This window comes from Sinomonas humi, from assembly GCF_000802235.1.
Classification (GTDB): Bacteria; Actinomycetota; Actinomycetes; order Actinomycetales; family Micrococcaceae; genus Sinomonas; species Sinomonas humi.
The window spans coordinates 1-26,679 of the sequence record NZ_JTDL01000153.1; the positions used below are offsets into that span (position 1 = coordinate 1).

General features: G+C 66.3%; 23 protein-coding genes and 2 tRNA genes. 13 read left to right on the forward strand and 12 right to left on the reverse strand.

All coding sequences use genetic code 11. From position 1 onward, the window contains the following. Window positions 1-562: cytochrome c oxidase subunit I (locus tag LK10_RS20225; RefSeq protein WP_043128085.1), on the forward strand; the 562-nt coding region annotated here is incomplete at its 5' end. 82 nt (window positions 563-644) lie between these two features. Here LK10_RS20225 and LK10_RS20230 read toward each other — a convergent pair. Next, a complete protein-coding gene (locus LK10_RS20230) occupies window positions 645-1,235 on the reverse strand; it encodes a TetR/AcrR family transcriptional regulator (RefSeq protein ID WP_043128088.1) in 591 nt (196 codons plus the stop codon). A gap of 234 nt (window positions 1,236-1,469) precedes the next feature. Here LK10_RS20230 and LK10_RS20235 point away from each other — a divergent pair, with 234 nt between their 5' ends. Further along, on the forward strand, window positions 1,470-2,477 hold the full coding sequence (locus LK10_RS20235) for a potassium channel family protein (RefSeq protein WP_043128090.1): 1,008 nt from the start codon (window positions 1,470-1,472) through the stop codon (window positions 2,475-2,477). A 48-nt stretch (window positions 2,478-2,525) separates the two neighbouring features. Here LK10_RS20235 and LK10_RS20240 read toward each other — a convergent pair whose 3' ends face one another. Then, entirely contained in the window at window positions 2,526-2,801 is a 276-nt protein-coding gene (locus LK10_RS20240; RefSeq protein ID WP_043128092.1) for a hypothetical protein, read from the reverse strand. Between the two features lie 224 nt (window positions 2,802-3,025). Then, window positions 3,026-4,078, reverse strand: a complete 1,053-nt coding sequence (locus LK10_RS20245; protein WP_052207637.1) for a YihY/virulence factor BrkB family protein — start codon at window positions 4,076-4,078, stop codon at window positions 3,026-3,028. Between the two features lie 206 nt (window positions 4,079-4,284). Between LK10_RS20245 and LK10_RS20250 the strand changes: the two genes are divergently transcribed. Next, a complete protein-coding gene (locus LK10_RS20250) occupies window positions 4,285-4,542 on the forward strand; it encodes a type B 50S ribosomal protein L31 (protein ID WP_043128095.1) in 258 nt (85 codons plus the stop codon). Window positions 4,543-4,688: 146 nt separating this feature from the next. Then, a complete protein-coding gene (locus LK10_RS20255) occupies window positions 4,689-5,747 on the forward strand; it encodes a lipoyl protein ligase domain-containing protein (protein ID WP_043128096.1) in 1,059 nt (352 codons plus the stop codon). Between the two features lie 21 nt (window positions 5,748-5,768). On the opposite strand, the gene pepN is transcribed toward LK10_RS20255, so the two are convergent. Next, window positions 5,769-8,399: an aminopeptidase N gene (pepN, locus tag LK10_RS20260; RefSeq protein ID WP_043128098.1), complete on the reverse strand. Its 2,631-nt coding sequence runs from the start codon at window positions 8,397-8,399 to the stop codon at window positions 5,769-5,771. Between the two features lie 98 nt (window positions 8,400-8,497). On the opposite strand from pepN, the gene LK10_RS20265 reads away from it, so the two are divergent. The 3 genes from LK10_RS20265 to LK10_RS20275 are packed head-to-tail and all read left to right on the forward strand — an operon-like array spanning window position 8,498 to window position 11,853. After that, a complete protein-coding gene (locus LK10_RS20265; RefSeq protein WP_043128100.1) occupies window positions 8,498-10,051 on the forward strand; it encodes a circularly permuted type 2 ATP-grasp protein in 1,554 nt (517 codons plus the stop codon). A 27-nt stretch (window positions 10,052-10,078) separates the two neighbouring features. Continuing rightward, a complete protein-coding gene (locus LK10_RS20270; protein ID WP_043128102.1) occupies window positions 10,079-11,005 on the forward strand; it encodes an alpha-E domain-containing protein in 927 nt (308 codons plus the stop codon). Then, window positions 11,002-11,853: a transglutaminase family protein gene (locus LK10_RS20275; RefSeq protein WP_043128105.1), complete on the forward strand. Its 852-nt coding sequence runs from the start codon at window positions 11,002-11,004 to the stop codon at window positions 11,851-11,853. The genes LK10_RS20270 and LK10_RS20275 overlap by 4 nt, the downstream gene beginning before the upstream one ends. 7 nt (window positions 11,854-11,860) lie before the next feature. Here LK10_RS20275 and LK10_RS20280 read toward each other — a convergent pair whose 3' ends face one another. Both LK10_RS20280 and glgC read right to left on the reverse strand, forming a co-directional pair. Continuing rightward, entirely contained in the window at window positions 11,861-13,330 is a 1,470-nt protein-coding gene (locus tag LK10_RS20280) for an SDR family oxidoreductase (protein WP_043128107.1), read from the reverse strand. Between the two features lie 11 nt (window positions 13,331-13,341). Next, the gene (gene glgC / locus LK10_RS20285) at window positions 13,342-14,751 is read right to left on the reverse strand and encodes a glucose-1-phosphate adenylyltransferase (RefSeq protein WP_043128109.1); all 1,410 of its coding nucleotides are present in this window, start codon (window positions 14,749-14,751) and stop codon (window positions 13,342-13,344) included. Window positions 14,752-14,858: 107 nt separating this feature from the next. Here glgC and glgA point away from each other — a divergent pair, with 107 nt between their 5' ends. After that, window positions 14,859-16,055, forward strand: a complete 1,197-nt coding sequence (glgA, locus tag LK10_RS20290; RefSeq protein WP_043128111.1) for a glycogen synthase — start codon at window positions 14,859-14,861, stop codon at window positions 16,053-16,055. Window positions 16,056-16,175: 120 nt separating this feature from the next. Here the strand turns inward: glgA and LK10_RS20295 are convergent, their stop codons facing one another. From LK10_RS20295 to LK10_RS20305, 3 genes are all read right to left on the reverse strand, one after another. Continuing rightward, entirely contained in the window at window positions 16,176-16,625 is a 450-nt protein-coding gene (locus tag LK10_RS20295) for an Hsp20/alpha crystallin family protein (protein WP_043128114.1), read from the reverse strand. Between the two features lie 120 nt (window positions 16,626-16,745). Next, a complete protein-coding gene (locus LK10_RS20300; RefSeq protein WP_043128116.1) occupies window positions 16,746-18,833 on the reverse strand; it encodes an acyl-CoA dehydrogenase family protein in 2,088 nt (695 codons plus the stop codon). Continuing rightward, entirely contained in the window at window positions 18,830-19,606 is a 777-nt protein-coding gene (locus LK10_RS20305) for a TetR/AcrR family transcriptional regulator (protein ID WP_081998724.1), read from the reverse strand. Before LK10_RS20305 ends, LK10_RS20300 begins: the two co-directional genes overlap by 4 nt. Before the next feature lie 90 nt (window positions 19,607-19,696). Between LK10_RS20305 and LK10_RS20310 the strand changes: the two genes are divergently transcribed. The 3 genes from LK10_RS20310 to LK10_RS20320 are packed head-to-tail and all read left to right on the forward strand — an operon-like array spanning window position 19,697 to window position 23,307. Beyond that, window positions 19,697-20,998 carry an acetyl-CoA C-acetyltransferase gene (locus LK10_RS20310; RefSeq protein WP_043128118.1) on the forward strand — a complete coding sequence of 434 codons (1,302 nt, stop codon included), beginning with the start codon at window positions 19,697-19,699 and terminating at the stop codon, window positions 20,996-20,998. A 9-nt stretch (window positions 20,999-21,007) separates the two neighbouring features. Continuing rightward, window positions 21,008-22,387, forward strand: coding sequence for a 3-oxoacyl-ACP reductase (locus LK10_RS20315; RefSeq protein ID WP_043128120.1), 1,380 nt, complete (start codon window positions 21,008-21,010; stop codon window positions 22,385-22,387). Between the two features lie 41 nt (window positions 22,388-22,428). Beyond that, window positions 22,429-23,307, forward strand: a complete 879-nt coding sequence (locus LK10_RS20320) for a MaoC/PaaZ C-terminal domain-containing protein (RefSeq protein ID WP_043128181.1) — start codon at window positions 22,429-22,431, stop codon at window positions 23,305-23,307. A 41-nt stretch (window positions 23,308-23,348) separates the two neighbouring features. On the opposite strand, the gene LK10_RS20325 is transcribed toward LK10_RS20320, so the two are convergent. Together LK10_RS20325 and LK10_RS20330 are read right to left on the reverse strand one after the other, a co-directional pair. Then, a tRNA-Leu gene (locus LK10_RS20325) sits at window positions 23,349-23,432 on the reverse strand. Window positions 23,433-23,594: 162 nt separating this feature from the next. Continuing rightward, window positions 23,595-23,678 (reverse strand) — tRNA-Leu (locus tag LK10_RS20330). A 161-nt stretch (window positions 23,679-23,839) separates the two neighbouring features. Here LK10_RS20330 and LK10_RS20335 point away from each other — a divergent pair. Both LK10_RS20335 and LK10_RS20340 read left to right on the forward strand, forming a co-directional pair. After that, complete coding sequence (locus LK10_RS20335) at window positions 23,840-25,162, forward strand: M20/M25/M40 family metallo-hydrolase (RefSeq protein WP_052207638.1); 1,323 nt, start codon at window positions 23,840-23,842, stop codon at window positions 25,160-25,162. Window positions 25,163-25,173: 11 nt separating this feature from the next. Beyond that, window positions 25,174-26,367 (forward strand): acyl-CoA dehydrogenase family protein, encoded by a 1,194-nt coding sequence (locus tag LK10_RS20340; RefSeq protein ID WP_043128122.1) that lies wholly within the window; start codon window positions 25,174-25,176, stop codon window positions 26,365-26,367. Here LK10_RS20340 and LK10_RS20345 read toward each other — a convergent pair. Continuing rightward, window positions 26,364-26,591: a DUF5703 family protein gene (locus LK10_RS20345; RefSeq protein WP_043128125.1), complete on the reverse strand. Its 228-nt coding sequence runs from the start codon at window positions 26,589-26,591 to the stop codon at window positions 26,364-26,366. The genes LK10_RS20340 and LK10_RS20345 overlap by 4 nt on opposite strands. Window positions 26,592-26,679: the final 88 nt, after the last annotated feature.

Sequence of the window (26,679 nt, forward strand, 5' to 3'; positions counted from 1 at the left end):
GCTCACCGGCATCATCCTGTCCTCGCCGCCGCTGGACTTCCACGTCTCCGACACGTACTTCGTGGTCGCCCACTTCCACTACGTCGTCTTCGGCACCGTCGTGTTCGCGATGTTCGCCGGGTTCTACTTCTGGTGGCCGAAGTGGACGGGCAAGATGCTCAACGAGCGCCTGGGCAAGATCCACTTCTGGCTCCTGCTCATCGGGTTCCACGGCACGTTCCTGATCCAGCACTGGCTCGGCGTCATGGGCATGCCCCGCCGGTACGCCGACTACCTGCCCCAGGACGGCTTCACCTGGATGAACCAGTTCTCCACGATCTCCTCGTTCGTGCTCGGCGCCTCGCTCATCCCGTTCTTCTGGAACGTCTACATCACCGCCCGCAGCGGCAAGCGGGTGACCGTGGACGATCCTTGGGGCTTCGGCGCCTCGCTCGAGTGGGCGACCTCGTGCCCGCCCCCGCGCCACAACTTCACCTCACTCCCGCGCATCCGCTCCAACCGTCCGGCCCTCGACCTGCACCACCCCGAACTGTCGATGCCCGTCGGGGAATACCGGTACTAGCAGGTGCCGACTGGGCCGAGGTCTGGACGGTCCCTACGACAGCCCAGAACTTGCGCTGCTCGTTCCGGGTGCCCTGCCTTTCTCAGGAGCGGGCGTGGGCGTCTATGAGGAGGGCGGCCATCGTTCTTGCACGCGAAGCGGCATGGGGGTCGCCTTCCGCGGCTGCGACGATCGCTCCCTTGATGAGGATGTGCATGGACCAGGCGAAGTCGTCAGGGTCGTCAAGGTCTGCCGCTGCGGCAAGCTGGGCCAGCTGTCGACGCGTCCCCTCCATGTAGTCGATGCTTGCCCTGCCGAGCGGGTGCTCACGACCCATCTCCATCATCACCTGTACGAAGGTGATGACCTCGGCCCTGCCGTGGCGGAACCAGAAGTCGAAGACGTCGAAGACGGCAAGCAGTGCGCCTTCGTGGGCGGCGTTGCGGGCGACGGCGGCATCTATCGCCTCGCTCCGTTCCCAGTACCACTGGTCCAGATAGGCGAGGACCACTTCGTCTTTAGAGCGGAAGTGCCTGTAGAAGGTCGCCTTGGCCACTCCCGAGGCCCGGATCAGCTCCTCGATCCCGACATCGCGGACGCCCCGCCGGGCAAACAGCTCGCAGGCTGCGGCAACGATCCTCTCGGACGCTCCGGCCGGCTGCTCGGCTGGCCCGGCCTGTCCTTGGCCTTGCATCTCCACTCCGTGGTGGTACCCATCGGCCTACGGGCCAGACACCTGGGGTGACCATGGCCGAGAGCACCAAGAGGGCGATGGCGTCCCCGGAGCCCAAGCGCGCGCTCGGGATGGTCCTCTGTTTCTGGCCCTCATCCAGGGGTAGGCCTAAAGCAACCGGGGTCCCGTGCCCGACACCGGCTTCGGATGGATTCCTCCGAGGGGCCATCGCGGGGAAGAGATCTGGAGGTTCCGATGTCCGGCATTCCTCGGTCCGCCCTTCCCGATCGGGAGGAGGTCCGCGAGCGGCTTGACGGGTTCCTGAATCCGCCGATGACGCTGGCAGGCGCCGCCATCGCGCTTGTCATCGTCTGCGAGGTCGTCGCGCCCCCCGGCCCGTGGGGCCCGGCACTGTGGGCGATCGCGGCAGCGTTGTACGCGATGATCCTGCTCGACTTCGCAAGCAAGCTGGCACTCTCGAGGGACCGCGCCGCCTACCTGCGCACCCATTGGCCGGACGCGGTGTTCGCCGTGCTGCCCGTCCTGCGTCCGCTCACGTACCTTCGCCGCCTGCACATCTACCGGCTTGTCGAATCCCTGTTCGCGCTGCTTTTCGGGCGCCATCCGGACGGGCGGGCGGCACGTCTGGGAGTGAGGATCCTCAAGCGCCGCCAGCTCGGCAAACTGATGCTCTCGACCCTGATGCTCACCCTGATCTTCGCCGAACTGTTCTATCTCGCGGAGATCAATGCGAAGGGAAGCCAGATCACTTCCTTCGGAGGCGCGCTCTGGTTCACCGCGTCCTACATCACCACCGTGGGCAGCGAGGTCTACCCAGTAACCTTCGCCGGAAGGGTGGTCGGGTGGGCCCTCATGATCTACGCCGTGACCGTCTTCACCTATCTGGCCGCTTCGCTGGCCTCTGTCATGGTGGGCGGGGACAGCGAGCAGGGCAGTGCCGATGCGCCCGCCTCCGGCCCGTCGTCGTCCTCCAGTGCGCCTGCCTCCGCTCCTGCCGCCCCGACCGGGAACGGGGCCGAACCGTCCTCCCTCCCTCCCGAGCCAAGCGAGGCAGCTGAGGGCGAGCCGCGCAAGGACGCGGAGTCCCCTTCGGACATGGGCGAGAAAGGCCCCGCATCAGGCGGAATGCCTGCGGGCGTGCCGCATGCCGAAGGGGACCAAGCACGCGAGCTGCTGCGCCAGGCCGAGGAACTGCTAGCCCGTGCCCAAGCCCTGCTAGCCCGCGCCCACGGCTCAGAGTAGCCGCCTCTCCTCAGGGCGAGGCGCCTGCCAAGGGCGCGGTCGCTGTTCTCAGACTTCTTCGAGGGCGTCGCCGAATTCCTTGAGGGCATTGCTCCTAGAAGACCGGGCGAGGAGGTGTCCGGCGGCCAGGATCCCCGCCAGAGGCCATTCGAGGATCCCGGCTGTGGCGAGCACCCCGACCCCGCCGACGAAGCCCAGGTCTTCGACGGGCGGCAGGCGGACCGAGCCGAGGCCTTCGAAGTTGATGGTCACTGTACGGTGGTGGGCCGCCTTCCGCCCGGCCTTGCTGAAGGCGCCCTGAGGGCGTGCGTTGGTGTCAGGCATCGTTGTCCTCCGTTGTCCGTGGCGCTGGCGGTTGCTGCTGGTGGACTGCTGGGTGCTGCGGGGAGACCCCGCGAGCCCCGCGAGAACAGTTGCGTCAGCGCAACCATATGAGTGTTGAGTACCCTCGATCGCGGCCGGGAAACGGCCAAGCGAGCAGTGCGACAGGACCGGGAGCGGCCGTAGGGAGGCAGATGTGGGGGAGGGTGCTGTGAGCTGGCCTGCTCTCATCGGCCGTGTCGGCGGCGGAGCTCGCGTGCCCGGCGGATGTCCTCTTGGGCCCGCTTCTGGCGTTTCCTGATCCCTGCGACGGACTTTGGCGGGAGCTGGATCTGCTCCTCGGCAGGCAGCCCGGCCTCTAGCTCGCGGCCGCGCTCGGTCTCGGCGTCGAACACGGCCCCGAGCAGGAGGGACATGTTCAGCAGCCATACCCACAGCAGGAGGATGATGACGCCGCCGAGCGCTCCATAGGTCCTGTTGTAGTGCCCGAAATTGCCCACGTAGAAGCCGAAGCCTGCCGTGGCGAGGGCGAAGACGGCCAGGGCAATGGAGGAGCCGACACTCATCCACCGGAACTTGGGCTGGCGGACGTTCGGGGTGAAGTAGTAGAGGACGGCGATCAGTCCTACCACGAGCACGACGGCGGCCGGCCACTTCAGGATGTTCCATCCCACCTCAGCGGGGCCTCCTAGCCCGATGGCATTGCCGATGGCATCGGCGATCGGCCCGCTGAGGACCAGGACCGCGGAGACCACTGCGACGACGACCACGTAGACGACCGTGATCCCCAGCATGGTGCCGAAGAGCCGAACCAATGAGCGCCCCTCTGCGATGCCGTAGATTCGGTTCATTGCCCGCGCGAAGGCGCGGACGTATCCTGAGGCGGCCCACAGGGCCCCAGCCAGGCCTCCGATGAGCGCCAGGCCCGCAGCTGGGGCGTGGACGAGGTCCTCGACGGGCTGTCGGATGGATGCGGCCGTGGCACCGGGAGCGATGTGCTGGATGATGTCCATCATTCCCGAAACCGTGTTCCCGCTCTGGCCGAACAGACCGAGAAGCGAGACGATCGCCAAGAGCGCCGGGAAGAGCGAGAGGACCGCGTGGTAGGTCAGCCCTGCGGCGAGGTCCATGCACTGATGGTCCATGAACCCGCGCAGCGTCCTGAGCGCGACGTACCGCCACACCGGCTCGGTCACCTCGCTCAGGCGCTGCGGCTCGCGCGGGTCGTCAGGGGAGCTCTCTGCCCAGCGCTGCGGGGACTCGGGCTCCTGATCACCCATGCGGGCCTCCTCGGCACACTCGACATCACACCGGCCATCCCGGCCCTCTTCCGATACCCTCAGGCCTTCCTCGCAAAGCCGATTGGCCTCCGGGGCTGCGATGGCGCCCGTCCGACCACATGCTAAAATTCATGGCTGGCCCTCCAATCGGTGGGCGTTCACACCTGGCTTCTGGCAAAATCCAGAGCCCTAGCAAAGGTCCCATTGTGAAGTCTGATATCCACCCCAAGTACGCGCCGATCGTCTTCAACGATCTCGCGTCCGGCACCAAGTTCCTGACCCGCTCCACGGCCACCTCGGACAAGACGATCGAGTGGGAGGACGGCAACACCTACCCGGTCATCGACGTCGAGATCTCCTCTGAGTCGCACCCGTTCTACACGGGCAAGCAGCGCATCATGGACTCCGCAGGCCGCGTAGAGCGCTTCAACGCGCGCTTCAAGAACTTCGGCAAGAAGGCCTGATTCAAGCCCTTGCTGTACGGAAGGCGTCGCCCAGAAGGGCGGCGCCTTCCGTCGTCGGGCCTTCCGTCAGTTCCAGATTCTTCCCTTCCGGTCCCCTCCGAGCTGTCGTTCCCTGGTCGTCTGGTCGGCGGGGCTAGGCTTGTCGGGTGGCTGAACATCACGGCGAATACAAGGTGCCAGGCGGCAAGCTCGTCGTCGCCGACCTCGTGACGGACGACGGCGTCATCACCAAGGCGAGCATCAACGGGGACTTCTTCCTCGAGCCGGATGAGGCCCTCGACGACATCAACGAGGCCTTGGTCGGCCTTTCGAGCGAGGCGCCGAATGTGGCGATTACGGCGGCGGTTCACGATGCCGTGGATTCGTCCGCCGTCATGTTCGGCTTCGATCCGGCCGCCGTCGCGGTCGCGGTCCGCCGCGCCTTGGGCCACGCTACGACGTGGGCGGACCACGACTGGGAGGTGATCCCGCCGACTGCCTTGCCGATCACCGAACAGGTCGCCCTCGACGAGGTGCTCACCCGCGAGGTCGGGGAAGGGCGGCGCAAGCCCACACTTCGCTTCTGGGAGTGGGACGAGCCCTCCGTGGTCATCGGGACGTTCCAGTCCTATCGGAATGAGGTAGATCCGGACGGGGTTGCGCGCTACGGCATCACCGTCGTCCGGCGAGTCAGCGGCGGCGGTGCGATGTTCATGGAAGCCGGGAACTGCATCACGTATTCGCTCTACCTGCCGACGTCGCTCGTTGACGGCCTCTCGTTCGCCGATTCCTATCCGTTTCTAGACGCCTGGGTCATGGAGGCCTTGGCCTCGGTCGGCGTCAAGGCCTTCTACAAGCCACTCAATGACATCGCCACAGAGGAGGGCAAGATCGGCGGTGCGGCCCAAAAGAGGTTCGGCAACGGCGCAATGCTCCACCACGTGACCATGAGCTACGACATCGACGCTGCCAAGATGACCGAGGTCCTGCGCATAGGCCGCGAGAAGATCTCGGACAAGGGGATCGCGAGCGCGAAGAAGCGCGTTGATCCGCTCAAGCGACAGACCGGGCTGGACCGCAAGGACCTTCTCGAAGCCATGATCGGAACTTTCGAGCAGCGCTACGGAGCGCGGCGCGCCGAGCTTTCCACGGAATCACGCGAGGCTGCGCGACGCCTGGCGGCATCCAAGTTCGGCACCGAGGCATGGTTGCACCGAGTGCCGTAGACGGCTCCGTTCACGCTTGCTTTACGTCGTCGCTGAGCGGGACTGGGCCACAAGGGCACGCCTCAGGTGGTCGCGCTGCTCGACGACGACCCGCCGCAGCGCGTGCGGAGCGTCCGCATGGCGGGCGAGCCACGAATCGGCGAGCCTCAGTACCTCGTCAGCATCGGGCTCGCCACTGAGCTGGAGGTCGCTGTCAGGGAACAAGCCCATTACGATCCTGCTGGCGAGTTCGTTCGACTTCTCGGCCCACACCTCCTCGAGAGAGGAGAAGTAGGCGTCCCGGTAGGGCAGCCTGAGTTCGTTCGGACCGAGCCCGAAGCCCTCGATGGTCGCCTTGAGGAGCTCGTTGGAGAGATCGTCCCGTTCGACGACGGCGCTCCACGCTTCTGCCTTTGCCTCGGGCGTAGGGCGGGCCGCGAGGGCGAGGCAATGTCCGACTCGTCCGCGGGCTGTCGCATCGCGGGCGAGTTCCGCCTCCAGATCCGCCTCGTCCGCGGCGCCTTGAGCCGCCAAGGCCTGCCACAGAGACCAGCGCAGGTCCGCGTCCGCGGCAATGCCCCGAATGCCGCCGTCGTCCTCAATCAGGGAACGCACGAGCTCGAGCTGGCCGCCCCCGAAGCGGCTGCCGCGCGCGAGCGCCCGGGCCCACGCAAGCTGCTCGTCGGAGCCCGGAGCGGACGCCTTCAGATGCTCTGCAACTGCGGCAAGGTACTCTTCGCGTAACGCGGGCCGTTCCCCCACGGATGCATAGCGCTCGATCGCGGTTCGGGCGTTGTCGAGCACGGTGAGGAGGACTCCGATCGTCGTCTCGGCTGGTCCGAAGCGCGCAACCGCGCGGACGTAGTCGCGTGCTGGGGATTTGCCGTCGCGCACCTCGTGCCACAGGGCGGTCCAACACAAGGCGCGTGCGAGCGGATCGGCGATGTCTCCGAGGGAATTGCGCACAGTCCGCTCCGACGCCGGATCGAGACGGACCTTCGCGTACGTGAGGTCCTCATCATTGACGAGGAGCAGGTCAGGAGAGGGGAGCCCCGAGAGTTCGGGGACTTCCGTCAGCTCGCCTGCCGGTCCGGCAGCGACGACGACGTCGACTGAACGGGCGCGCACAATCTTGCCGTCAGATGCCCGCGAGTAGAGACCCACGCGGAGACGATGCGGGCGCGGCGCCGAGATGCCGGTCGCGGGGTCGAACGCCGCCTGCCGAACCGCGACTCTGGCGAGGCGGTCGCCGTCGTACTCCACCTCCGGCACCAGCAGCGGTAGCCCCGCCGTCTGAAGCCAAGCGGCAGCCCACTCTTCCATCGGCTTGCCGGAGGCGCGACCCAACGCGTCGAGAAGGTCCGTCAGCGATGTATTCCCATAGGCGTGCTTCCCGAAGTACTCTCGGGCCGCGACGAAGAACGCGTCCTCGCCCACATAGGCGACGAGCTGCTTGAGCACGGAGGCGCCCTTCGCGTAGGTGATGCCGTCGAAGTTCTGCTCCGCGGCCTCAAGGTCCGGCACGTCGGCGACGATCGGGTGCGTGGTCGGGAGTTGGTCCTGCACGTAGGCCCACGCCTTGCGGCGGTTCGCAAAGTTCACCCACGCGGTATCCCAGTCCGTGGCCCTTTCCACGGCGAGAGTCCCCATGTACTCGGCGAACGACTCCTTGAGCCAGAGATCGTCCCACCAGCGCATCGTCACGAGGTCCCCAAACCACATATGCGCCATCTCATGCAGGAGCGTGTTCGCACGCCCCTCGTACTGTGAGTCGGCAGCACGCGAGGCAAAGACGTACTGCTCGGTGAACGTAACGATGCCCGGGTTCTCCATTGCGCCGAGGTTGTACTCCGGCACGAAGGCCTGCTCGTACTTCCCCCAGGGGTAAGCGGGTGAGAACACCGAATGGTAGAAGTCCAGACCACGTTTCGTGAGCGCGAAGAGGCGCTCGGCGTCGAAATGCTCGGCAAGTGAAGCGCGGCAGTAGGCAGCGAGCGGCACGGTGAGCGGGGCGTCGTCGTCCGCGCTCCCGACCCACACGTCTTGGGCGCGGTGGTAAGGGCCGGCGACGACGGCGGCGAGGTAGGTCGAGATCGGCGGCGTGGGCGCGAAGTCCCACCGCCCGACGGAGGGGTCTTCGCCTTCGGCGTGAAGCGTGGCTTGAGTGATGGCCGAACCATTGGCAGTGACGACCCACTGTGCAGGCGCGAGGACGGTGAAGGCGATCGACGCCTTGAGGTCCGGCTGCTCGAAGTTCGGGAAGTAGCGGCGAGCATCGGCAGGCTCGCACTGGGTGTAGAGGTAGGTCCGGCCGTCGGCGGGGTCGACGAAGCGGTGCAGTCCCTCGCCGCTCCGACTGTAGCGGGCCTGCGCGGTGACCTCGAGACGGTTCCGGCCCTCAAGCCCATCCAGCCGGATCCGCGCACCGTCGTACACGGTCGACTCGTCCAGCAGCCGACCGTTGAGCGCGGCCGACGAGACGCTCTCGCCCACGAAATCGGCGAACGTGGACGATCCCGGGACGGCGCTGAAGTCAATCACACTCGTGGTTTCGAAGGTCGCGCTGTCGGGATCCTCGGCTGCGCGGAGATCAAGGGTCACATGGTAGGACTCGACGTTGATGAGGCGAGCACGTTCGGCAGCCTCCTCACGACTCAGGTTCTCGTTCGACACGCGGCCATTCAACCACGCCCCTCCGACAGCCCAAGGTGCGGGAACGCGGAGACAGGCCGAATATGCACGGGCAGCCGATTGATGAAAAGCTGTCCTCTATGTCGGATCTCTTCGAGGACTACGCCGTCGCCGCTGCCCGGACGGGCGCGTACGACGAGATGTTCGCCCCCGACCAGGTGGCCCGCTCCACGTACCGCCAGCTGGAGGGTGCGCTCGCGAGCCTCGATCTCGCCGATGTCAGTTCCCGTGCCGATTCCATGGCGCGCACATTCCTCGATAGGGGAGTCACGTTCGACTACGCGGGCGAGGAGCGCCCGTTCCCGCTCGACATCGTGCCCCGGGTGATCTCGGCAGGCGAGTGGGACGTCCTCGAGCGCGGGGTGGCCCAGCGGGTGCGAGCCCTTGAAGCGTTCCTCAACGACGTCTACAGCAAGATGTCGGTAGCGTCAGACGGCGTCGTGCCGCGTCGGATCATCACGTCCAGCAAGCACTTTCATCGCCAGGTGCACGGCTTCGAGCCCGCGGGCGGGGTACGAGTGCACATCTCGGGCATAGATGTGGTGCGCGACGGTGCTGGCACCTTCCGAGTCCTCGAAGACAACGTCCGTGTGCCATCAGGGGTGAGCTACGTGCTCGAGAACCGGCGAGCCATGGCGAAGGGTCTTCCCGAGGCGTTCAGCCAGCAGCCGATTCGGCCTGTGGAGGAGTACCCGCGGCGTCTCCTCTCGGCGCTGCGCCGCACTGCGCCGGCAGGCGTCGACGAACCGACCGTCGTCGTGCTCACGCCAGGTGTCTTCAATTCGGCCTACTTCGAGCACACGCTTCTGGCCGGGCTCATGGGCGTCGAACTTGTCGAGGGCCGCGACCTCATCTGCCGTGGGAACCGGGTCTACATGCGGACGACGGCGGGCGAGCAGCGCGTCGACGTCATCTACAAGCGGATCGACGACGATTTCCTCGATCCGCTCCAGTTCCGCTCGGACTCGATGCTCGGCTGCCCTGGTCTCGTCAACGCGGCCCGAGCGGGCGGCGTGACCATTGCGAACGCCGTCGGCAACGGGGTGGCGGACGACAAGCTCGTGTACTCCTACGTGCCTGATCTCATCCGGTACTACCTCGGTGAGGAGCCGATCATCGCCAACGTCGACACGTTTCGGCTAGAGGAGGACGACGCGCGCGAGGAGGTCCTCGACCGGCTCGATGAGCTCGTCGTGAAGCCGGTCGACGGGTCTGGAGGGAAGGGGCTCGTCATCGGTCCCGACGCCAGTCCAGAGGAACTCGAGACGCTGCGTCGCCGACTCATCGAGGATCCGCGCGGCTGGATCGCGCAGCCCGTGCTCCAGCTCAGTACGGTGCCGACATTGAGCGGCAACAAGTTCGGTCCGCGCCACGTCGATCTTCGCCCCTTCGCCGTGAACGACGGCGAGGACGTATGGGTCCTGCCAGGTGGCCTGACCCGCGTCGCCCTCAAGGAGGGCAGCCTCATCGTCAATTCGAGCCAGGGCGGCGGGTCGAAGGACACATGGGTGCTCGCACAATCGCGGAACGTGCCGATCGAGGCGGAGCCGCGCCACTCGATCAGCATCCGGGAACGCACCAGCGTCTGGCCGGTCGAGAGCAGCTGGCGGGACCGGCAGGCAGAACAGCAGTGATCGCACCGAATTTCCAAGGAGGCTTCCTTGCTCAGCCGGATTGCTGAATCCCTGTTCTGGATCGGGCGCTACGTCGAACGCGCGGACGGTACGGCGCGAATTCTCGACGTCCATCTGGAGCGGCTCAACCACCTCCCTCCTGAAGACCAGCGCAGCGTGGCCCAGGAACTGCTCGGTGTCATGGGCTCGCGTCCCGACCACGACGAGTTCGGGCTCCCCGAACTCCTCCACGCCATCGCATACGACCGCACTCACGCAACGTCGATCGCCGGCTCTCTGGGCGCTGCGCGCGAGAACGCGCGCAGGGCCCGCGAGACGGTTTCCTCAAGCCTCTGGGAATGCCTCAACACCACGTATTACGGTCTGAGCCAGCATCGGAAGGACGTGGTGGGCACTTACCGCTTCTGCCACTGGGTGCTCGAACGGACCGCGATGGTCGGTGGCCTGACCGACACTACGATGAGCCACGACGAGAGTTGGCTCTTCCTAGTGCTCGGCCGTTCCCTCGAACGCGCTGACATGACGGCGCGAATGCTCTCGACCCGTGAGGTCCACACTGCAGGGATGTCGTGGGTCAATATGCTGCGGTGTGCGGGCGCCTACGAGTCCTTCCTCCGCACTCGGCGCGCGGCGTTCGACGACCGCCATGCGGCCGAGTTCCTGCTCATGGACCGGCTGTTCCCGCGCTCGATCGTCTACGCGCTTCGGGACGCCGATGAAGCCCTCGCCAAGCTGGATCCCTCCGACACTCGTCTGGGACACATCAACGACGCGCGACGGATCGTGGGGCAGGCGAGGACGTTTCTCGAGTTCCATCGCACCGACGACCTCATGGTCGAGCTGCCGGAGCACATGGAACGAGTCCAGCGCGCCGTGGCGCAGGCGTCGGACGCCATCTCACGGAAGTATTTCAATCGGGCTGACGAGCTGGCCTGGGTGGGAGAGGTTTCATGACGAGGCTGAGGATCGTCCACAAGACGGCCTATCGCTACAACCAGAGGGTGACGCTCAGCTACAACGAGGCACGCATGACTCCTCTCACGGAGCCGCAACAGGTGGTGCTCGAATCGCAAGTGCGTGTCCTGCCGTCCCAGGCGGCGGTGAGCACCTACCGCGACTATTGGGGAACCCGGGTGACCGCGTTCGACATGCAGTTGCCGCACGAATACCTTGAGGTCACCTCGACGACGACCGTCGAAGTGCACCGCGTCGAGAGGGTACCTGCCGAGGGATCGATCGTGCCTTGGGAACGGCTGAGGGGCACTGAGGTTCAGGACCAGTTCAGCGATTGGCTCCCGCAATCGCGCCTCTCCGGGCCCGGCGCCGAAGTACTCGCGCTCGTCCCCGAGATCGCTCGAGGACTCGATCCGAACGCGGCGGCTCATGCCGTCTTCGAGTGGCTGCGCGGAGAAATGCGTTACATGGCAGGTTCCACTGGTGTCACGACCGACGCCGAGCAGGCATGGAACCAGCGGCAGGGAGTCTGCCAAGACCTCGCGCACCTGGCGATCGGTTCTCTCCGCAGTTTGGGCATCCCGGCGCGGTACATCTCCGGCTATCTGCATCCTCGGTCTTCAGCGGACGTGGGCGAGGTCGTCGCCGGGCAGTCGCATGCGTGGCTCGAGTGGTGGGACGGCGACTGGCGCAGCTGGGATCCGACCAACCACAAGCCCGCCGGTGACTTCCACGTCACTGTCGCCCGTGGTCGCGACTACCGGGACGTGCCTCCGCTCAAGGGCATCCTCTCGGGTGGCGGGGGCTCCCACTTGGACGTAGGGGTCGAAATAATGCGCCTCGCCTAACCACCCGTCACCAGGGGGAGGGCTTGTAGTCCTTGAGGAACACCCCGTACAAGTCCGTGCCTTCCTCGCCCATTACGAGGGGGTCGTAGACTCGGGCGGCGCCGTCCACGAGATCGAGCGGGGCGTGGAATCCCTCGTCTGCGAGCCGCACCTTGGTGTAGTGCGGCCGCTCGTCGGTGATCCATCCGGTATCCACCGCGGTCATCAGGATCCGGTCAGACGTGAACATCTCGCCCGCACTTGTCCGGGTGAGCATGTTGAGCGAGGCCTTGGCCATGTTGGTGTGCGGGTGGCCGGGGCCCTTGTACTTTCGCCCGAACTGCCCCTCCATCGCGGACACATTCACGATGTACTTCCGGCGAGCCGTCGAACGCCGCATCGCCTCCCGCAGGCGGCTGATGAGCAAGAACGGCGCCGTCACGTTGCAGAGCTGAACCTCGAGCATCTCGAGGGGATCCACTTGGTCCACGACCTGTGTCCAGGAGTTGATGCTCGCCACATCGGGCACGAGCCCTCCCGCGTCGATGGCCGTTCCGGCCTCGATCCGTTCGAGCGACGCCGATCCCGTAGAGAGCGCCAACGCAGTGACTTCATCTGGAGCCAGGACGGGATGCCCCGTCAGGCTGCCGGCGATCGAGAGCGGGTGCCGATCATGGGCATGCCCGAAGGTGAGCAGTTCGGGGCCCCCGTTTGAGGCCAGGAGCTCGGAGGGCAGCGGCTCATCCTCGGCTTCGGCGAGCGGGCGGTAGGCAGTGGGGGACCGCCGGACGGTCTGAGCAGCGTTGTTGATGATGATGTCCAGAGGGCCCTCGGCGTCGACCGAGTCCGCGAGGGAGATGACCTGGGACGGGTCGCGCAGGTCGATCCCGACAATCCGCAGCCGGTGAAGCCACTCCGCACTGTCCTCCATCGCTGCGAAGCGCCGGGCAGCATCCTTGGGAAAGCGCGTCGTGATGGTGGTATGAGCGCCGTCGCGCAGGAGCCGCAGCGCGATGTACATCCCGATCTTGGCTCTGCCGCCGGTCAAGAGCGCTCGTCGGCCCGTCAGGTCCGTCCTGGCGTCCCGCTTTGCATGGCTGAACGCCGCGCACGCCGGGCAGAGTTGGTGATAGAAGGCATCGACCTGCGTATAGGGCTGCTTGCAGATGTAGCAGGCCCGCGCCCTGATCAGGTGACCCGCGACGTCGCCTGTCGCCGACGGCGAGAGCTTGTTGCCCTTTGTCTCGTCGTCAATCCGGTCGGGCGCCGCCGTCGCAGTCTGCGCGATGACGGCCCTGTCCGCCGCGGCGACGGCGTCACGCTTCTGGTTGCGAGTGTAGCGCCGGTGCGCTTTGAACATCTTGCCGGTAGCCCGGCGTACGGCGACGAAGTCCGGGTGCTCCTCGTCGTACTCGTGGATCTTCCCGAGTACCTTGAGGCAGGCTTGGATGTCCTCTGGGCTCAGGGCGTGGAGGCTCGCGGGATCGGTAGAGCTCATGACCTCCTAGTCTACCGGGATGTAGCCTCCGCGGATTCCGACGACGGCGCCGCACCGGCGGTCACGGGGCTGCCGTTGTCGCTTCCTCTGGAGGAACGGTCATCGTTGTCAGCCCGATCCTCGTAGTCAGCTGGATGCTTCGAGACCCACGCTGAAGCGAGCTTCCGCTCGTCCTCGTCGGGCTCCGGGACTATCTGGCCCTTGGACAGGACCGTGATCCCCGAATCCGTCACCTGGAAACCTCGCCGCTTGTCGAGGCGCACGTCGAGACCAATTGTCGCCCCCGGCGGAACGATCACGTTCTTGTCGAGAATCACTCGGTTGAGGACCGCGCCCTCGCCGATGACGCAGCCGTCCATGACGACTGAGTCGAGGACACGTGCCCCGGCGTTGACACGCACGTCGTGGGAGAGGACGGATCCCTCGACCGACCCGCCGGTCACCACCACGCCGCTTGCAACGATTGAGTCGAGCGCCGAGCCCACACTGCCGCCCACTCCTCGGACGAACTTGGCGGGCGGCGAAACGAACTGGCGGGTGTAGATCGGCCATTTGGCGTTGTAGAGGTTGAAGACCGGCAGCGGCGAGATGAGGTCCATGTGCGCCTCGTAGAACGAGTCGATCGTGCCTACGTCCCGCCAGTAGGTGCGGTCGCGTTCGGTCGAGCCCGGGATCTCGTTGCGGGTGAAGTCGTAGACGCCGGCCTCACCGCGCTCCACGAAGTACGGCACGATATCCCCGCCCATGTCGTGCTTGGTGTCGAGGCGTTCCGCGTCGCGCTTGAGCGCTTCCACGAGCGCGTCTGAGTCGAAGACGTAGTTTCCCATCGAGGCGAGGAACTGATCGGGATCATCGGGGAGTCCCGGGGTGGTGGGTGGCTTCTCGACGAAGGCTGAGATGCGGCCTGGGTTCGACGGATCTGTCTCGATCACGCCGAATTGGTTCGCCATGCTGAGCGGCTGACGCACGGCTGCGACCGTCGCCTTTGCTCCGGACTCAATATGCGACTGGACCATCTGGTCGAAGTCCATGCGGTACACGTGGTCGGCACCGACGACGACGACGATGTCGGGCTGGTCGTCGTGGATGAGGTTGAGCGACTGGTAGATGGCATTCGCGCTACCGAGGAACCAGCTCTTGCCGACGCGCTGCTGTGCGGGAACGGACGCAACGTAGTTCTGCAGGAGCGGAGTCAGTCGCCAAGTCTCGGAGATGTGCCGGTCGAGGCTATGGGACTTGTATTGGGTCAGCACGACGATCCGCCGGTAGCCCGAGTTGACCAAATTGGACAGCGCGAAGTCGATGAGCCGGTACGCCCCGCCAAACGGAACAGCCGGCTTTGCACGATCCGCCGTGAGCGGCATGAGCCGCTTGCCCTCTCCACCGGCCAAGACGATTGCCAATACTCGTTTCGGCGCCATGACGCACCCCCGTCTCTTCCTGATCGGCCCGTTGGGCCCCTCCATCGCTGGAGGAGGCCTCCCGGTTCACACTAGAACACGTACCCAGCAGCGACTACGTTGGTGCCGTGCGAATTGACATTGTGACCAAAGAGTTTCCCCCCGAAATCTATGGCGGGGCAGGAGTGCACGTCTCCGAGCTGAGCAAAGTGCTCGCACGAGAGGTTGATCTGCGTGTCCACGCCTTCGGCGCGCCCCGCGATTCCAACGTGGGCGGGGCAACGGTCACGTCGCACCAGGTTCCGCCGCAGCTCTCGGGCGCGAACGCCGCGCTGCAGACCCTCGGCATCGACGTAGACATTGTGCCCGAGGTCGCGGGAGCCGACGTCGTGCATTCGCACACGTGGTACGCCAACATGGCAGGCCACATCGCATCGATCCTGTACGGCATCCCGCATGTCCTGAGCGCGCACAGCCTCGAGCCGCTTCGGCCGTGGAAGGCGGAGCAGCTCGGGGGCGGATATCGTCTCTCGTCGTGGGTCGAGAAGACGGCCTACGAGGCGGCATCCGCGATCATCGCCGTTTCCCATGGGATGCGCGAGGACATCCTGCGCTGCTACCCGGAGGTGGATCCGGCCAAGGTGCGAGTGGTGCACAACGGCATCGACGTCTCGCTCTGGGGCAGGGACGAGGGCACCAACCACCTTGAGGCGCTCGGCGTCGACCCTGCCAAGCCATCGGTCGTGTTCGTCGGCCGCAACACTCGGCAGAAGGGTGTGCCCTACCTGCTGCGGGCGGCGGCCAAACTTCCCGCGGATGTCCAGCTCGTGCTGTGCCTCGGCGCCGCCGACACACCTGAGCTCGCCAAGGAGACGGGTGCGCTCATCGACAGCCTGAAGGCGGAGCGAGAAGGCGTGATCGTGATCGAGCGCATGCTCCCGCGCGCCGAGCTCATTCAGGTCCTGAGTCACGCGACCGCGTTCGCGTGCCCGAGCATCTACGAGCCCTTGGGCATCGTGAACCTCGAGGCCATGGCATGCGGTGCTGCGGTGGTTGCCACGGCCACCGGAGGCATTCCTGAGGTCGTCGACCATGGAGCGACAGGATTGCTCGTGCCGATCGAGCAGGCCACGGATGGCACGGGAACGCCCCTGGACCCGGAGAAGTTCGTAGCCGACTTCGGCGCGGCCCTCACCGAGGTCGTCTCCGACCCTGCTCGAGCCCGCAAGATGGGCGAGGCGGGCCGCCTGCGCGCCGAGCGAAACTTCTCGTGGGACAGCATCGGCAAGGAGACCCTCGAGGTCTACCGCTCCCTGCTCGCCTAGCGCTTCCCGCAGCGATCTTGCCCTGCCCTCCGTTCGGGGGAGCGAACGACGACGGCGGGCGCCCCGCGTGGGTCGCCCGCCGTCGTCGTGATCGCACCTAGGTCCCCGCAGAGCAGGTGATCAGTCGCGGCTCACGTTGATCTTCGTGGGGCCGGGGCCGCTCTCGGGTGCCGCGGGGACACGTATCTCGAGGACGCCGTCCTTGTAGCTCGCCTTGATGTCCTCCTGCCGTGCGCCACGCGGCAGCTGTACGGTTCGAGTGAACGAGCCGTACCGAAACTCGGAGCGGTAGCCGTCCTTGCCCCTGTTCTCGGTGCTTTCCTGCCGCTCTGCGCGAATGTTGAGCTCCCCGTCGCGGACGCTCACGTCGACGTCCTTCTCGGGGTCGATGCCCGGAAGCTCCGCGCGCACCACGAGCGTTTCTCCCTCTCGATACTCTTCAACGCGCAGCCACCCGGTGTCCCAATCGCCCTCCATGAAGCGCCGCACCTGCTCGGGGAATCCGAAACGGCGGAACGGCGGCGGAACCGGCATGTCCCAGCTCCCGCGACGGGACCATCCATCACCCATGGCAACCTCCTCGTGGGTTCGCCCAGTCCTTTGGCCGGGCCTTGCCCTCAGGCTAGACCTCGGCAATTGGCCGGGGAAGGTGCGGGAAAACGGCCCAGAGCGAACATGTGTGGCTGCGTTTCAGGACTTCCGCTCCGAGGTCTTCGTGTGCTTCTCCAGCCTGGGGGCTGCACCGGAGGCCCGCTGAGCTTCAAAGTACGCCGCCGCTTCTGCCTGCCGCTGCGCTTCCTCGCCTGTCGCGATGCTCGCCCGCAGATGCTCCGGGCCGTAGCCGAAGGCCGCGACGAGGTCGAGGGCGTGCGGGCGGAGTTTGGTCAGGAGCCTGTTGATGTACTCCCCGACAGTGCGCCCGCGTTGCATGCTCAGCCGGCCGTTCATGAGGTACCACGCAAGATGCTTTTCGACGAGCGAGAGTCCGAACAGGTCCCGGAGCCACGTGAGGACTTTCCGCGTCCCTGGATCGGCGATCTCCGCGAGCGCCTCGGTGAACGCTTCCCACTGGAGTAGCTCGCCGTGAGCACGGGCCGCCTCGATGAGCTCGTTCTGGTGCGCGTTGAAGCGCGCGGCTGCCTCGGCTTGGGGGAGGCGATTGGCTCCGTGCAGAGCCTGGGCTACTTCGGCGACCATCGTCTGGACCCGGTCGGCGAGCAGGAAGCGTTGCGTGTCCTCGTCACGGAGCGCCAGCGCGGCACGCTGCGCCCGGCCGCTGTCCCGGACGAATTGGGCGACGGCGCCGAGCCCGGTCTTGTAGGCGACACCGGTCGCCTGTCCGAGTGCGAACTTCGCGAGAGCACCGATGCTTACCGTGCGGAACTCCTTCGCATAGTCGTTGAGGAGCCGCTTGGCGACGAGCTGGAGGAGGACGTTGTTGTCCCCCTCGAAAGTGGCATAGACGTCGAGGTCCGCACGGAGGGAGGCGAAGCGGTTCTCGATGAGGAAGCCGGAACCTCCACACGCCTCGCGGCACTCCTGCAGGATATCGAGGGCATTCCACGTCGAGAGCGGCTTGAGTGCCGCTGCGAGCGTCTCCAGATCCTGCCGGTCCTTGTCGGTGTCGCTTCGGCCCGAGAAGACACCGTCGAACTTCTCGAGGAGCTGTTCGTGGGCGAAGCTCATGGCATAGGTGGTCGCGAGGCGGGGGAGGAGCCGGCGCTGGTGTCGCTGGTAGTCGAGGAGGACCTCTTCCGCGACCTCGGAGGATGCATTGAACTGCCTTCGCTCCGCGGCATAACGGAGAGCCACCGTGAGCGCGAGCTTCGACGCCACGGTCGCAGCCCCGTCCAGGGAGACCCGGCCTTGGACAAGCGTCCCCAGCATCGTGAAGAAGCGTCGGCCCGGGCTGGCGATCGGCGATGAATACGTGCCGTCAGTCGCGACTGACCCATAACGGTTGAGGAGGTTGGTGCGGGGAACGCGGACGTTGTCGAAGTGGAGGCGCCCGTTGTCGATGCCGTTGAGGCCCCCCTTGATGCCGTCGTCCTCACCTCCAACGCCGGGGAGGAACTCGTGCGTCTCAGCATCGCGCAGCGGAACGAAGAACGCGTGGACGCCGTGGTTGACTCCCTTCGTGATCAGCTGGGCGAAGACGACGGCGGCCAGCCCGTCCTTCGCGGCGTTCCCGATGTAGTCCTTCCACGCCGCCTTGAAGGGTGTGTGGATGATGAACTCTTCTGCCTTCGGGTCATACGTGGCAGTCGTGGCGATGCTTGCGACGTCCGAACCGTGGCCAATTTCGGTCATGGCAAAGCAGCCGGGGATGTCGAGGGACATGATGCCGGGCAGCCACTTCGCGTGGTGTTCCTCAGTTCCGAGGTGCAGCACGGCGGCACCGAAAAGGCCCCACTGGACGCCCGCCTTGATCTGGAGGGAGGGGTCGGCCGCGACGAGTTCCTCGAATCCGGCGATATTCGCACCGTGGTCCTCATAGCCTCCGTGCTCCCTCGGGTAGGCCCGGTGCACAGCCTTGTGGTCCACGAGGTACTTGAGCTGGCCGAAGACTCGCTCGCGGTGTTCGTGATGAGTGAGTCCCTCGATCTTGTGCAGCTCGGGGTGGCCGGCGAGTTCGCGGGCCTCGTGCCGGGTGGCGGCCCAAGGGCCGAGGAGCTGTTCGGCGAGCGCGGCGACGTCGATGCGGACGGAGTCGTCGGCGTCGTCGCCAGAGTCGGTGGACGGCGCGGCGTCTGGAAGTTCGAAGTCGAGTTCTGTCATGGCTGCTCCTTCTCACCTCTTTCCAGAGGCATGTTTGATGTGGTGGCGTTGGCCGCGGCTGGAAGGGCCTTCGACGACTCTGCCTCTGCTGTGATGCCGGCGTAGAGCCAGTCGGCGATGAGTCCGGCCATGGCCTCGAGGGTTGGTTTGGCGGGGTCATCGGGGGTTTCGAGCCAGCGTTCGCCCGCAGCGCGAACGAGGCCCATCGCAGCCGTGGGCCAGAACGTGATGGTGGCATGGCGTCCCGGCGAGAGGAGGCGGCGCATTGGCTCCTCGATCATTCCGCCGACGGCGCCGAAGAAGTTGCCGAAGGCTGCTCCGGCTCCGGCATCGGCTTGGCTCTCCGGCGGCACGCGCGTCACGAACTCGTAGACATGAGGAGAACTTGCGGCCATGCCGAGATAGGCGGTCACCATAGCGCGAAGGCCTTCGTAGGGAGACTCGGCGGCGCGAGCGGCCTCGGCGATGCGCTCCTGCATCCGGGTCAGCACTACCTCGCCCATTGCAGCCTGCAGGCCTGCCTTGTCCCCGAAGTAACGGTAGAAGACGGACTTTGATGTCCCGGCGTCGGCGGCGATGTCTTCCATCGGAACCTCCGGGCCAAGACGGTGCACGGCGTGGCGCGCGGCTCGGATGAGGTCCCTGCGTCGTTCCTCCCGGTGGTTCGCCCAGCGCGAGGCGCGGCCGTCGACGGTGGGCGGCGGCTCGTCGTCGTGCGCTCGCGGCGTCTTGGGGCCGCGCTCGAAACTCGGGTCCGCAAAGGGGAGGTTCACGATACCCAGCGTATCAGGTACGCTTGGTATCGGTAATTCAGCTCACATTCGTGCCCGCTCCGGCATGCGGTCCCACCCCCAGGAGGCATCATGACCACGCTGCGAAAGGCCGTCGTCGTCGGCGGTAACCGCATCCCCTTCGCCCGTGCGAACGGCGCCTATGCGATGACTTCCAATCAGGACATGCTCACGGCAGCCCTCGACGGTCTTGTGGCGCGCTACGGGCTGCAGGACGAGCGAATCGGTGAGGTGGCTGCGGGTGCCGTACTCAAGCATTCTCGCGACTTCAACCTCACTCGGGAGGCGGTCCTCGGTTCCGCGCTCTCACCAGAGACCCCCGCCTACGACGTCCAGCAGGCCTGCGCCACCGGTCTCGAAACGGTGCTCGGGCTCTGCGACAAGATCAAACTCGGGCGCATCGATTCTGGCGTCGCCGGTGGGGTTGACAGTGCGTCGGATGCCCCGATCGTGGTGAGCGAGGGGCTCCGCCATGCCCTGCTCGAGCTCGCTCGCGCAAAGACCGCCCAGCAGAAGCTCAAGGCGCTCTCCAAGATTCGCCCGAGGGACGTCGCACCCGTCGCCCCAGGCACGAATGAGCCCCGCACTGGGCTCTCTATGGGCGAGCATCAGGCCCTCACCACGGCGCAATGGAACATCAGCCGTGAAGCGCAGGACGAGTTGGCGCTCTCGAGCCACCGGAACCTCGCGGAGGCGTACGAGCGGGGATTCTTCGACGACCTCATGACGCCGTACCGGGGCCTCACCCGCGACGCGAATATGCGGCCGGATACCTCAATGGAAAAGCTCGGATCCCTCAAGACGGTGTTCGGCCGGCAGCTCGGGGACGAAGCGACGATGACGGCCGGCAACTCCACGCCCCTCACCGACGGCGCTTCGACCGTCCTGCTGGCCTCTGAGGAGTGGGCCGAATCGCGTGATCTGCCCATCCTGGCGGAGGTCGTCGATGGTGAGGCAGCCGCCGTCGACTTCGTCCACGGCAAGGACGGGCTGCTCATGGCGCCGGTCTTTGCCGTACCGCGGCTCCTAGGCCGTCTGGGTCTGACCTTCGAGGACATCGACTATTTCGAGATCCACGAGGCCTTCGCTGCGACCGTGCTGTGCCACCTCGCCGCGTGGGAGGACGAGGAGTTCTGCCGTGAACGGCTCGGCCTCGACGGGGCTTTCGGCAAAGTAGACCGCGCGAAGCTCAATGTGAACGGTTCGTCTCTCGCGGCTGGTCACCCGTTCGCCGCGACCGGCGGACGGATCGTCGCCGTGCTCGCAAAGCAGCTTCACGAGCGCGGGTCCGTCGGTGGCCGTCCGGCCCGCGGGCTCATCTCGGTGTGCGCCGCTGGGGGGCTCGGCGTAGCCGCCGTGCTCGAGGCTCGCTGAGGGGGCGGAGTGGCAGACAAGTACACATCCCTTGTAAGCCGCGGTTGGGGCCGCGACGTTGCCAAGCGCCTCGGCCTGCCCCAGCCCGTCGAGCTGCGCCGCTACCGTCCAGGCGAGGCGATCCTGTCGGGCCCTGCACTCCTCATCGGCTCGGGGCCTGCTGCCGAGGCGATTGCCTCTGCCCTTTCGAGCTGGGGGATCGAGGCGCGGCGCGAAGGGGCCGCGGACGCTGCAGCACCCAGAGCAGCGGACGACGGCGCGCGCTCGCCGAAGCTGGGCGCGATTGTTCTCGTGCTGGATGGGATCGAGCGGCCCGAAGACCTGAGCGCACCTCTGCTCGCGGCAGGCCGTGCGCTTCGGTCGCTCGCTCCGTCCGGGCGGGTCATCACACTTTCCCGTCGGGCCTCGACTCAGGATGAGCCGTCGCTCGGCGCCGCGCGCCAGGGAGTCGAGGGAGCCCTCAGGTCGCTCGCCAGGGAACTCCGAGCCGGGGCCACTGGGAACGGCATACTGCTCGCCGAGGACGTCCCCGTCGACGCCCCCAGTGTGCTTGGCGCCCTGCGTTTCCTGCTCTCGGGTCGCTCGGCGTTCGTCGATGGCCAATTCCTCACGGTGGGCACGTCAGCGGGCGGGCTGCCCGCCGACCCGGATCGCCCGCTCGAGGGGAAAGTCGCCGTCGTTACGGGCGCTGCTCGCAACATCGGGGCGGCAATCGCCAAGACCCTCGCAAGGGACGGTGCAAAGGTCATAGCCGTGGACATCCCGGCTGCCGGAGAGTCCTTGGCCCAAGTGGCCAATGATGTTCGTGGCACGGCGCTCCAGCTCGACATCACGAGGCGCGACGCCGGGGAGCGAATCCTCGAGCACGCCCTCGGCCGTCACGGGCGCCTTGACGTGGTGGTCCACAACGCAGGGATCACCCGGGACAAGCTGCTCGCGAACATGGATGCCGCGAAATGGGACTCGGTCATCGACGTCAACATCGCTGCCCAGCTTCGAATCAACGAGGCCCTCTTGGCCTCGGAACACTTCGGCGACCGCGCCCACATCGTCTCCGTCTCGTCGACAAGTGGGATTGCCGGGAACCGCGGCCAGACGAACTACGCCGCGTCCAAGGCAGGAGTGATCGGCATGGTGCGTTCGACGGCGGCGCGGCTGGCTGCGCGAGGCGGGACGGCCAACGCCGTGGCCCCAGGCTTCATCGAGACTGAGATGACGGCCAGAATGCCCTTCGCTACCCGTGAGGTGGCGCGCCGCCTCAACTCGCTCCAACAGGGCGGCCGGCCGCAGGACGTCGCCGAGGCCATCGCCTTCCTTGCTTCAGACGGCGCCAGCGGCATCTCCGGAAACGTACTGCGCGTCTGTGGCCAGAACTGGATGGGCCAGTGAGCGCGCCGGCGCGCGGTCTCGAGACCGTTGAGCTCCCCGAGATGCCGTCGCTCGCGCGGCTGTATGTCGCAGCAGCGCGAGACGCGGCGAAGAAGCTCGTGGGCAAGGCGACCGCGAGGGCGTCCCTCCCCAACGCCCGGCACCACGTCGTCGGCATACGGCCTGACCTGATCAAGATGACCGAGTACCAGACTCTCCTCGGGGAGGCGAAGCGGGACATTGCACCTGCCGGCTACGTCCACACGCTTGCATTCCCAGCGGCGATGTCGGTGATGGGCCGTGAGGACTTTCCGCTTCCTCTGCTCGGCATGGTGCACTTGAGCAATCACGTCGAATACCGCGTCCCGATCTTCTACGGGGACCTCCTCGACGTCACCGCCTGGGCCGAGAAGCTCGAGGGTCATCGCTCAGGGACGCAGGTAGCGCTCGTCGTCGAGGTCCAGCACGCGGGCAACGACGACGTCGCGTGGCGCGGCGTATCGACGTACCTCGCCAAGGGCGTCTACCTGCCGGGCACGGACAAGCCAGGCCTGAATGGACAGCGTGACGAGTTCAGGCCGCCGCTCCCGACTGCCATGTGGAGTCTTGATTCGGAGACGGGCCGTGACTACGCCGCCGTCTCGGGCGACTTCAACCCGATTCATCTGAGCTCGATCTCCGCGCGGGCGCTCGGTATGCGGCGCTCAATCGCCCACGGCATGTACACAGCCTCACGCGCTCTGGCGGAGGTGGGGTCCCAGAAGGGCGACACCTTCACGTGGGACGTGACTTTCGAGGCGCCGGTCTTCCTGCCGGCGCGAGTGTGCCTGAACATCAAGGATGCGGTGGACGGCGGCGGCGCGTGGGAGGAGTCCGAATTCGTGGGGTGGAACCCGTCGTCGGGACGCCGGCACTTCAGGGGTACTGTCACTCGACTCTGAAAGCGAAAGCCCCCGGCCTCAAGACCGGGGGCTTTCGACTGTGCGCGGAGGGGGACTTGAACCCCCACGCCCTAATCGGGCACTAGCACCTCAAGCTAGCGCGTCTGCCATTCCGCCACCCGCGCAGGTGGTCGCCGGAGTGCTTACACAAGGTAATCCTCGGAGGCAACGAGTAAATACTCTACACCATTCTGAAGCCATCGTCCGCCATCCAGCTGCGGCCTGCACCGGCAAGGAGGGCGTAAAAAATGGGAATGCCCCGGTCGAAAGACCGGGGCATTCCGTTGTGCGCGGAGGGGGACTTGAACCCCCACGCCCTAATCGGGCACTAGCACCTCAAGCTAGCGCGTCTGCCATTCCGCCACCCGCGCAGGTGATCACCGGAAGGTCCGCTTCTGCGGTTCCCTCCGGGCAGCGAGTAAGACTGTACACGATTTGCGGCTCCCGAAGAAATCGAATGAGTCCACCGACCATCACCAGGGCGGGGGATAGGCTGGCCTCACCGATCCGCCGCAGCCGAGGAGGAATTCCCATGTCTGACCGCCCGCTTGAGACGTCCCTTCGCGCCGAGGATGAAGTGGTCGAGATCTGCCAGAACCTCATCCGTTACGACACCAGCAATTACGGCGACGGATCAGGGCCGGGGGAGCGCGCGGCGGCGGAGTACACGGCCGAGCTCCTGGAGGAAGTGGGTCTCGAAGCCGAGCTCTTCGAGTCGGCTCCGGGGCGGGCGTCCGTCGTTGCCCGCATCGAAGGTGCTGACCCGAGCGCGACCGCTCTCGTCGTCCACGGGCATCTGGATGTCGTGCCAGCACAGAAGGAAGACTGGAGCGTCGACCCGTTCGCGGCCGAGCTTCGCGACGGTCTCATATGGGGCCGCGGCGCCGTCGACATGAAGGATATGGACGCCATGGTGCTCTCGGTAGTCCGCGAGCTGCAGCGAACAGGTGCGCGCCCTAAGCGCGACCTTGTGATCGCGATGTTCGCCGATGAGGAGGCCGGCGGCACTTACGGGGCCCGTTGGGCGGTGGACAACCGCCCCGAGCTCTTCGATGGGGCCAAAGAGGCAATCAGCGAAGTCGGGGGCTTCTCTGCTGAAATCGGGGGCCAGCGGACCTACATGCTGCAGACAGCCGAAAAGGGCCTCTCGTGGCTCAAGCTCACGGCGAGCGGGCGGGCAGGACACGGTTCCCAGACCAACCCCGACAACGCGGTCACTCGCCTCGCCCGCGCCGTCAGCCGGATCGGAGCCCATGAATGGCCGATCGAACTCACTGACACCACCCGCCGCTTCTTGGACGGCGTCACCGAACTGACAGGGGTCGAATTCGATCAGGAGAACCCCGAGATTCTCCTCAAGGAACTCGGAACGTTCGCCCGCTTCGTGGGCGCGACTCTCCAGAACACGTCCAATCCAACCGTCCTCAAAGCGGGCTACAAGGACAACGTGATCCCGGGAAGCGCGGAGGCGCGCATCGACGTCCGAACGCTTCCTGGCCAGGACGAACTCGTGCTGGAAAAGATCAAGGAGCTTGCTGGCGACGGCATCGATTTCGCCTTCGTGCACCACGACGTCTCGCTCGAGACGCCCTTCGAGGGCGCCCTCGTGGAGTCTATGGTCGGTGCGCTCGAGGCCGAGGACCCGGGGGCTCGGGTCCTGCCGTACACCCTCTCGGGCGGCACCGACAACAAGTCGCTGAGCCGCCTCGGCATCACTGGGTACGGTTTCGCACCGCTGCAGCTGCCCGCCGATCTCGACTTCGCGGGCATGTTCCACGGCGTCGACGAGCGCGTACCCGCCGAGTCGCTCCGCTTCGGCGCGCGCGTTCTCCGGCGGCTGCTCACCACCTACTGACCCGAGTGGCAATGCGCCGAGAGGAGGAGGACTTGGCCCTCGACCCGTCCGCTGTGCTTCCCGACGAGCTTCTCGAGCGCATCCGGTCCCGCGCTCCCGGCTACGACGAGCGGAATGAGTTCTTCCGTGAAGACTTCGAGGAGCTCACCGCGGCTGGATACCTCAAGGCGTTCGTCGCCAAGGACGACGGCGGGCTGGGAGCCAGCCTTGCCGACGTCGTCCGCCTCCAGCGGCGCCTCGCGGCCGCGGCTCCGGCTACAGCGCTCGGCGTCAACATGCATCTCGTCTGGACGGGCGTTGCCCGCGTCTTCCAAGCCCGCGGGGACTCCTCGCTTGACTTCGTCCTCGAAGAGGCTGCGGCCGGGGAAGTCTTCGCATTCGGCATCTCCGAGGCCGGGAATGACTCTGTGCTCTTCGACTCCACCACAACCGCCACTCCGCTCCCGGACGGTGCCTACTCCTTCACTGGGGTGAAGGTGTTCACGAGCCTCTCGCCGGTGTGGACCCGGATGGGAACGTTCGGCAAGGACGGGACGGGGCCAGAACCTCGGCTCGTCTACGGCTTCATTCGGCGGGATCAGCCTGGGTGGCGGCATCTTGACGACTGGGACACGCTGGGCATGCGGGCAAGCCAGTCGTGCACCACGATCCTCGAGGGCGCAGTGGCCCCGGCGGACAGGATCGCCCGTACCCTTCCCGTGGGTCCCAATCCGGACCTGCTCATCTTCGGGATCTTCGCCGTCTTCGAGACGTTGCTCGCTGCCGTCTACACAGGAATCGGGGAGCGCGCTCTGGAGTTGGCCGTCGCGGCCGCCCACCGTAGAAAATCCCTCAGAAACGGCGGAAGGCCGTACTCACAGGATCCTGACGTCCGCTGGCAGCTCGCCGACGCGGCGATTGCGGTCGACGGCGTTCTGCCGCAGCTCGAGCGCATCGCCGAGGACGTCGATGGGATCGCCGAGCGGGGGAGCGCCTGGTTTCCTGCACTCAGCGGACTCAAGCATCGGGCGACGGAGACCGCTCGTCAGGTGGTCGAGGCCGCGATGCGGGTGGGAGGCGGAGGCGGCTACTTTCGGTCAAGCGAGCTGCAGCGCCTCTACAGGGACGTGCTTGCCGGGCTCTACCACCCCTCGGATCCCGAATCTGCGCACGCAACTGTTGCGACCGCCCTCCTCGGTCCCATCGAGGATCCGGCAGGAAGCTAGGCCGTCCTTTCGACGACCATCACCTTGCGGCGCAGCCAATAGCGCCGCACCCCGCCCATGTAGAGCCTGCTCCGCTCGAGTTCCCATTTGCCGTATTCGGAGTGTTCGCGAACGCGCTGCCGTGCGGCCGCGATCGATTCTCCGGGGTTGACCGATAGGACGAGGTACTCGTACTTCCCTTGCGCGGCGCTGCGGGCCGGGCTCGAGCTGAGGATCTCCTTCATGGCCCTCGCTTTCTGACGTGCCGTTCCAAGACCTAGACCGGGCGCAACGCCCGTCTAGGCAGGTCCCCCGCATTCAGATTACCGTGGG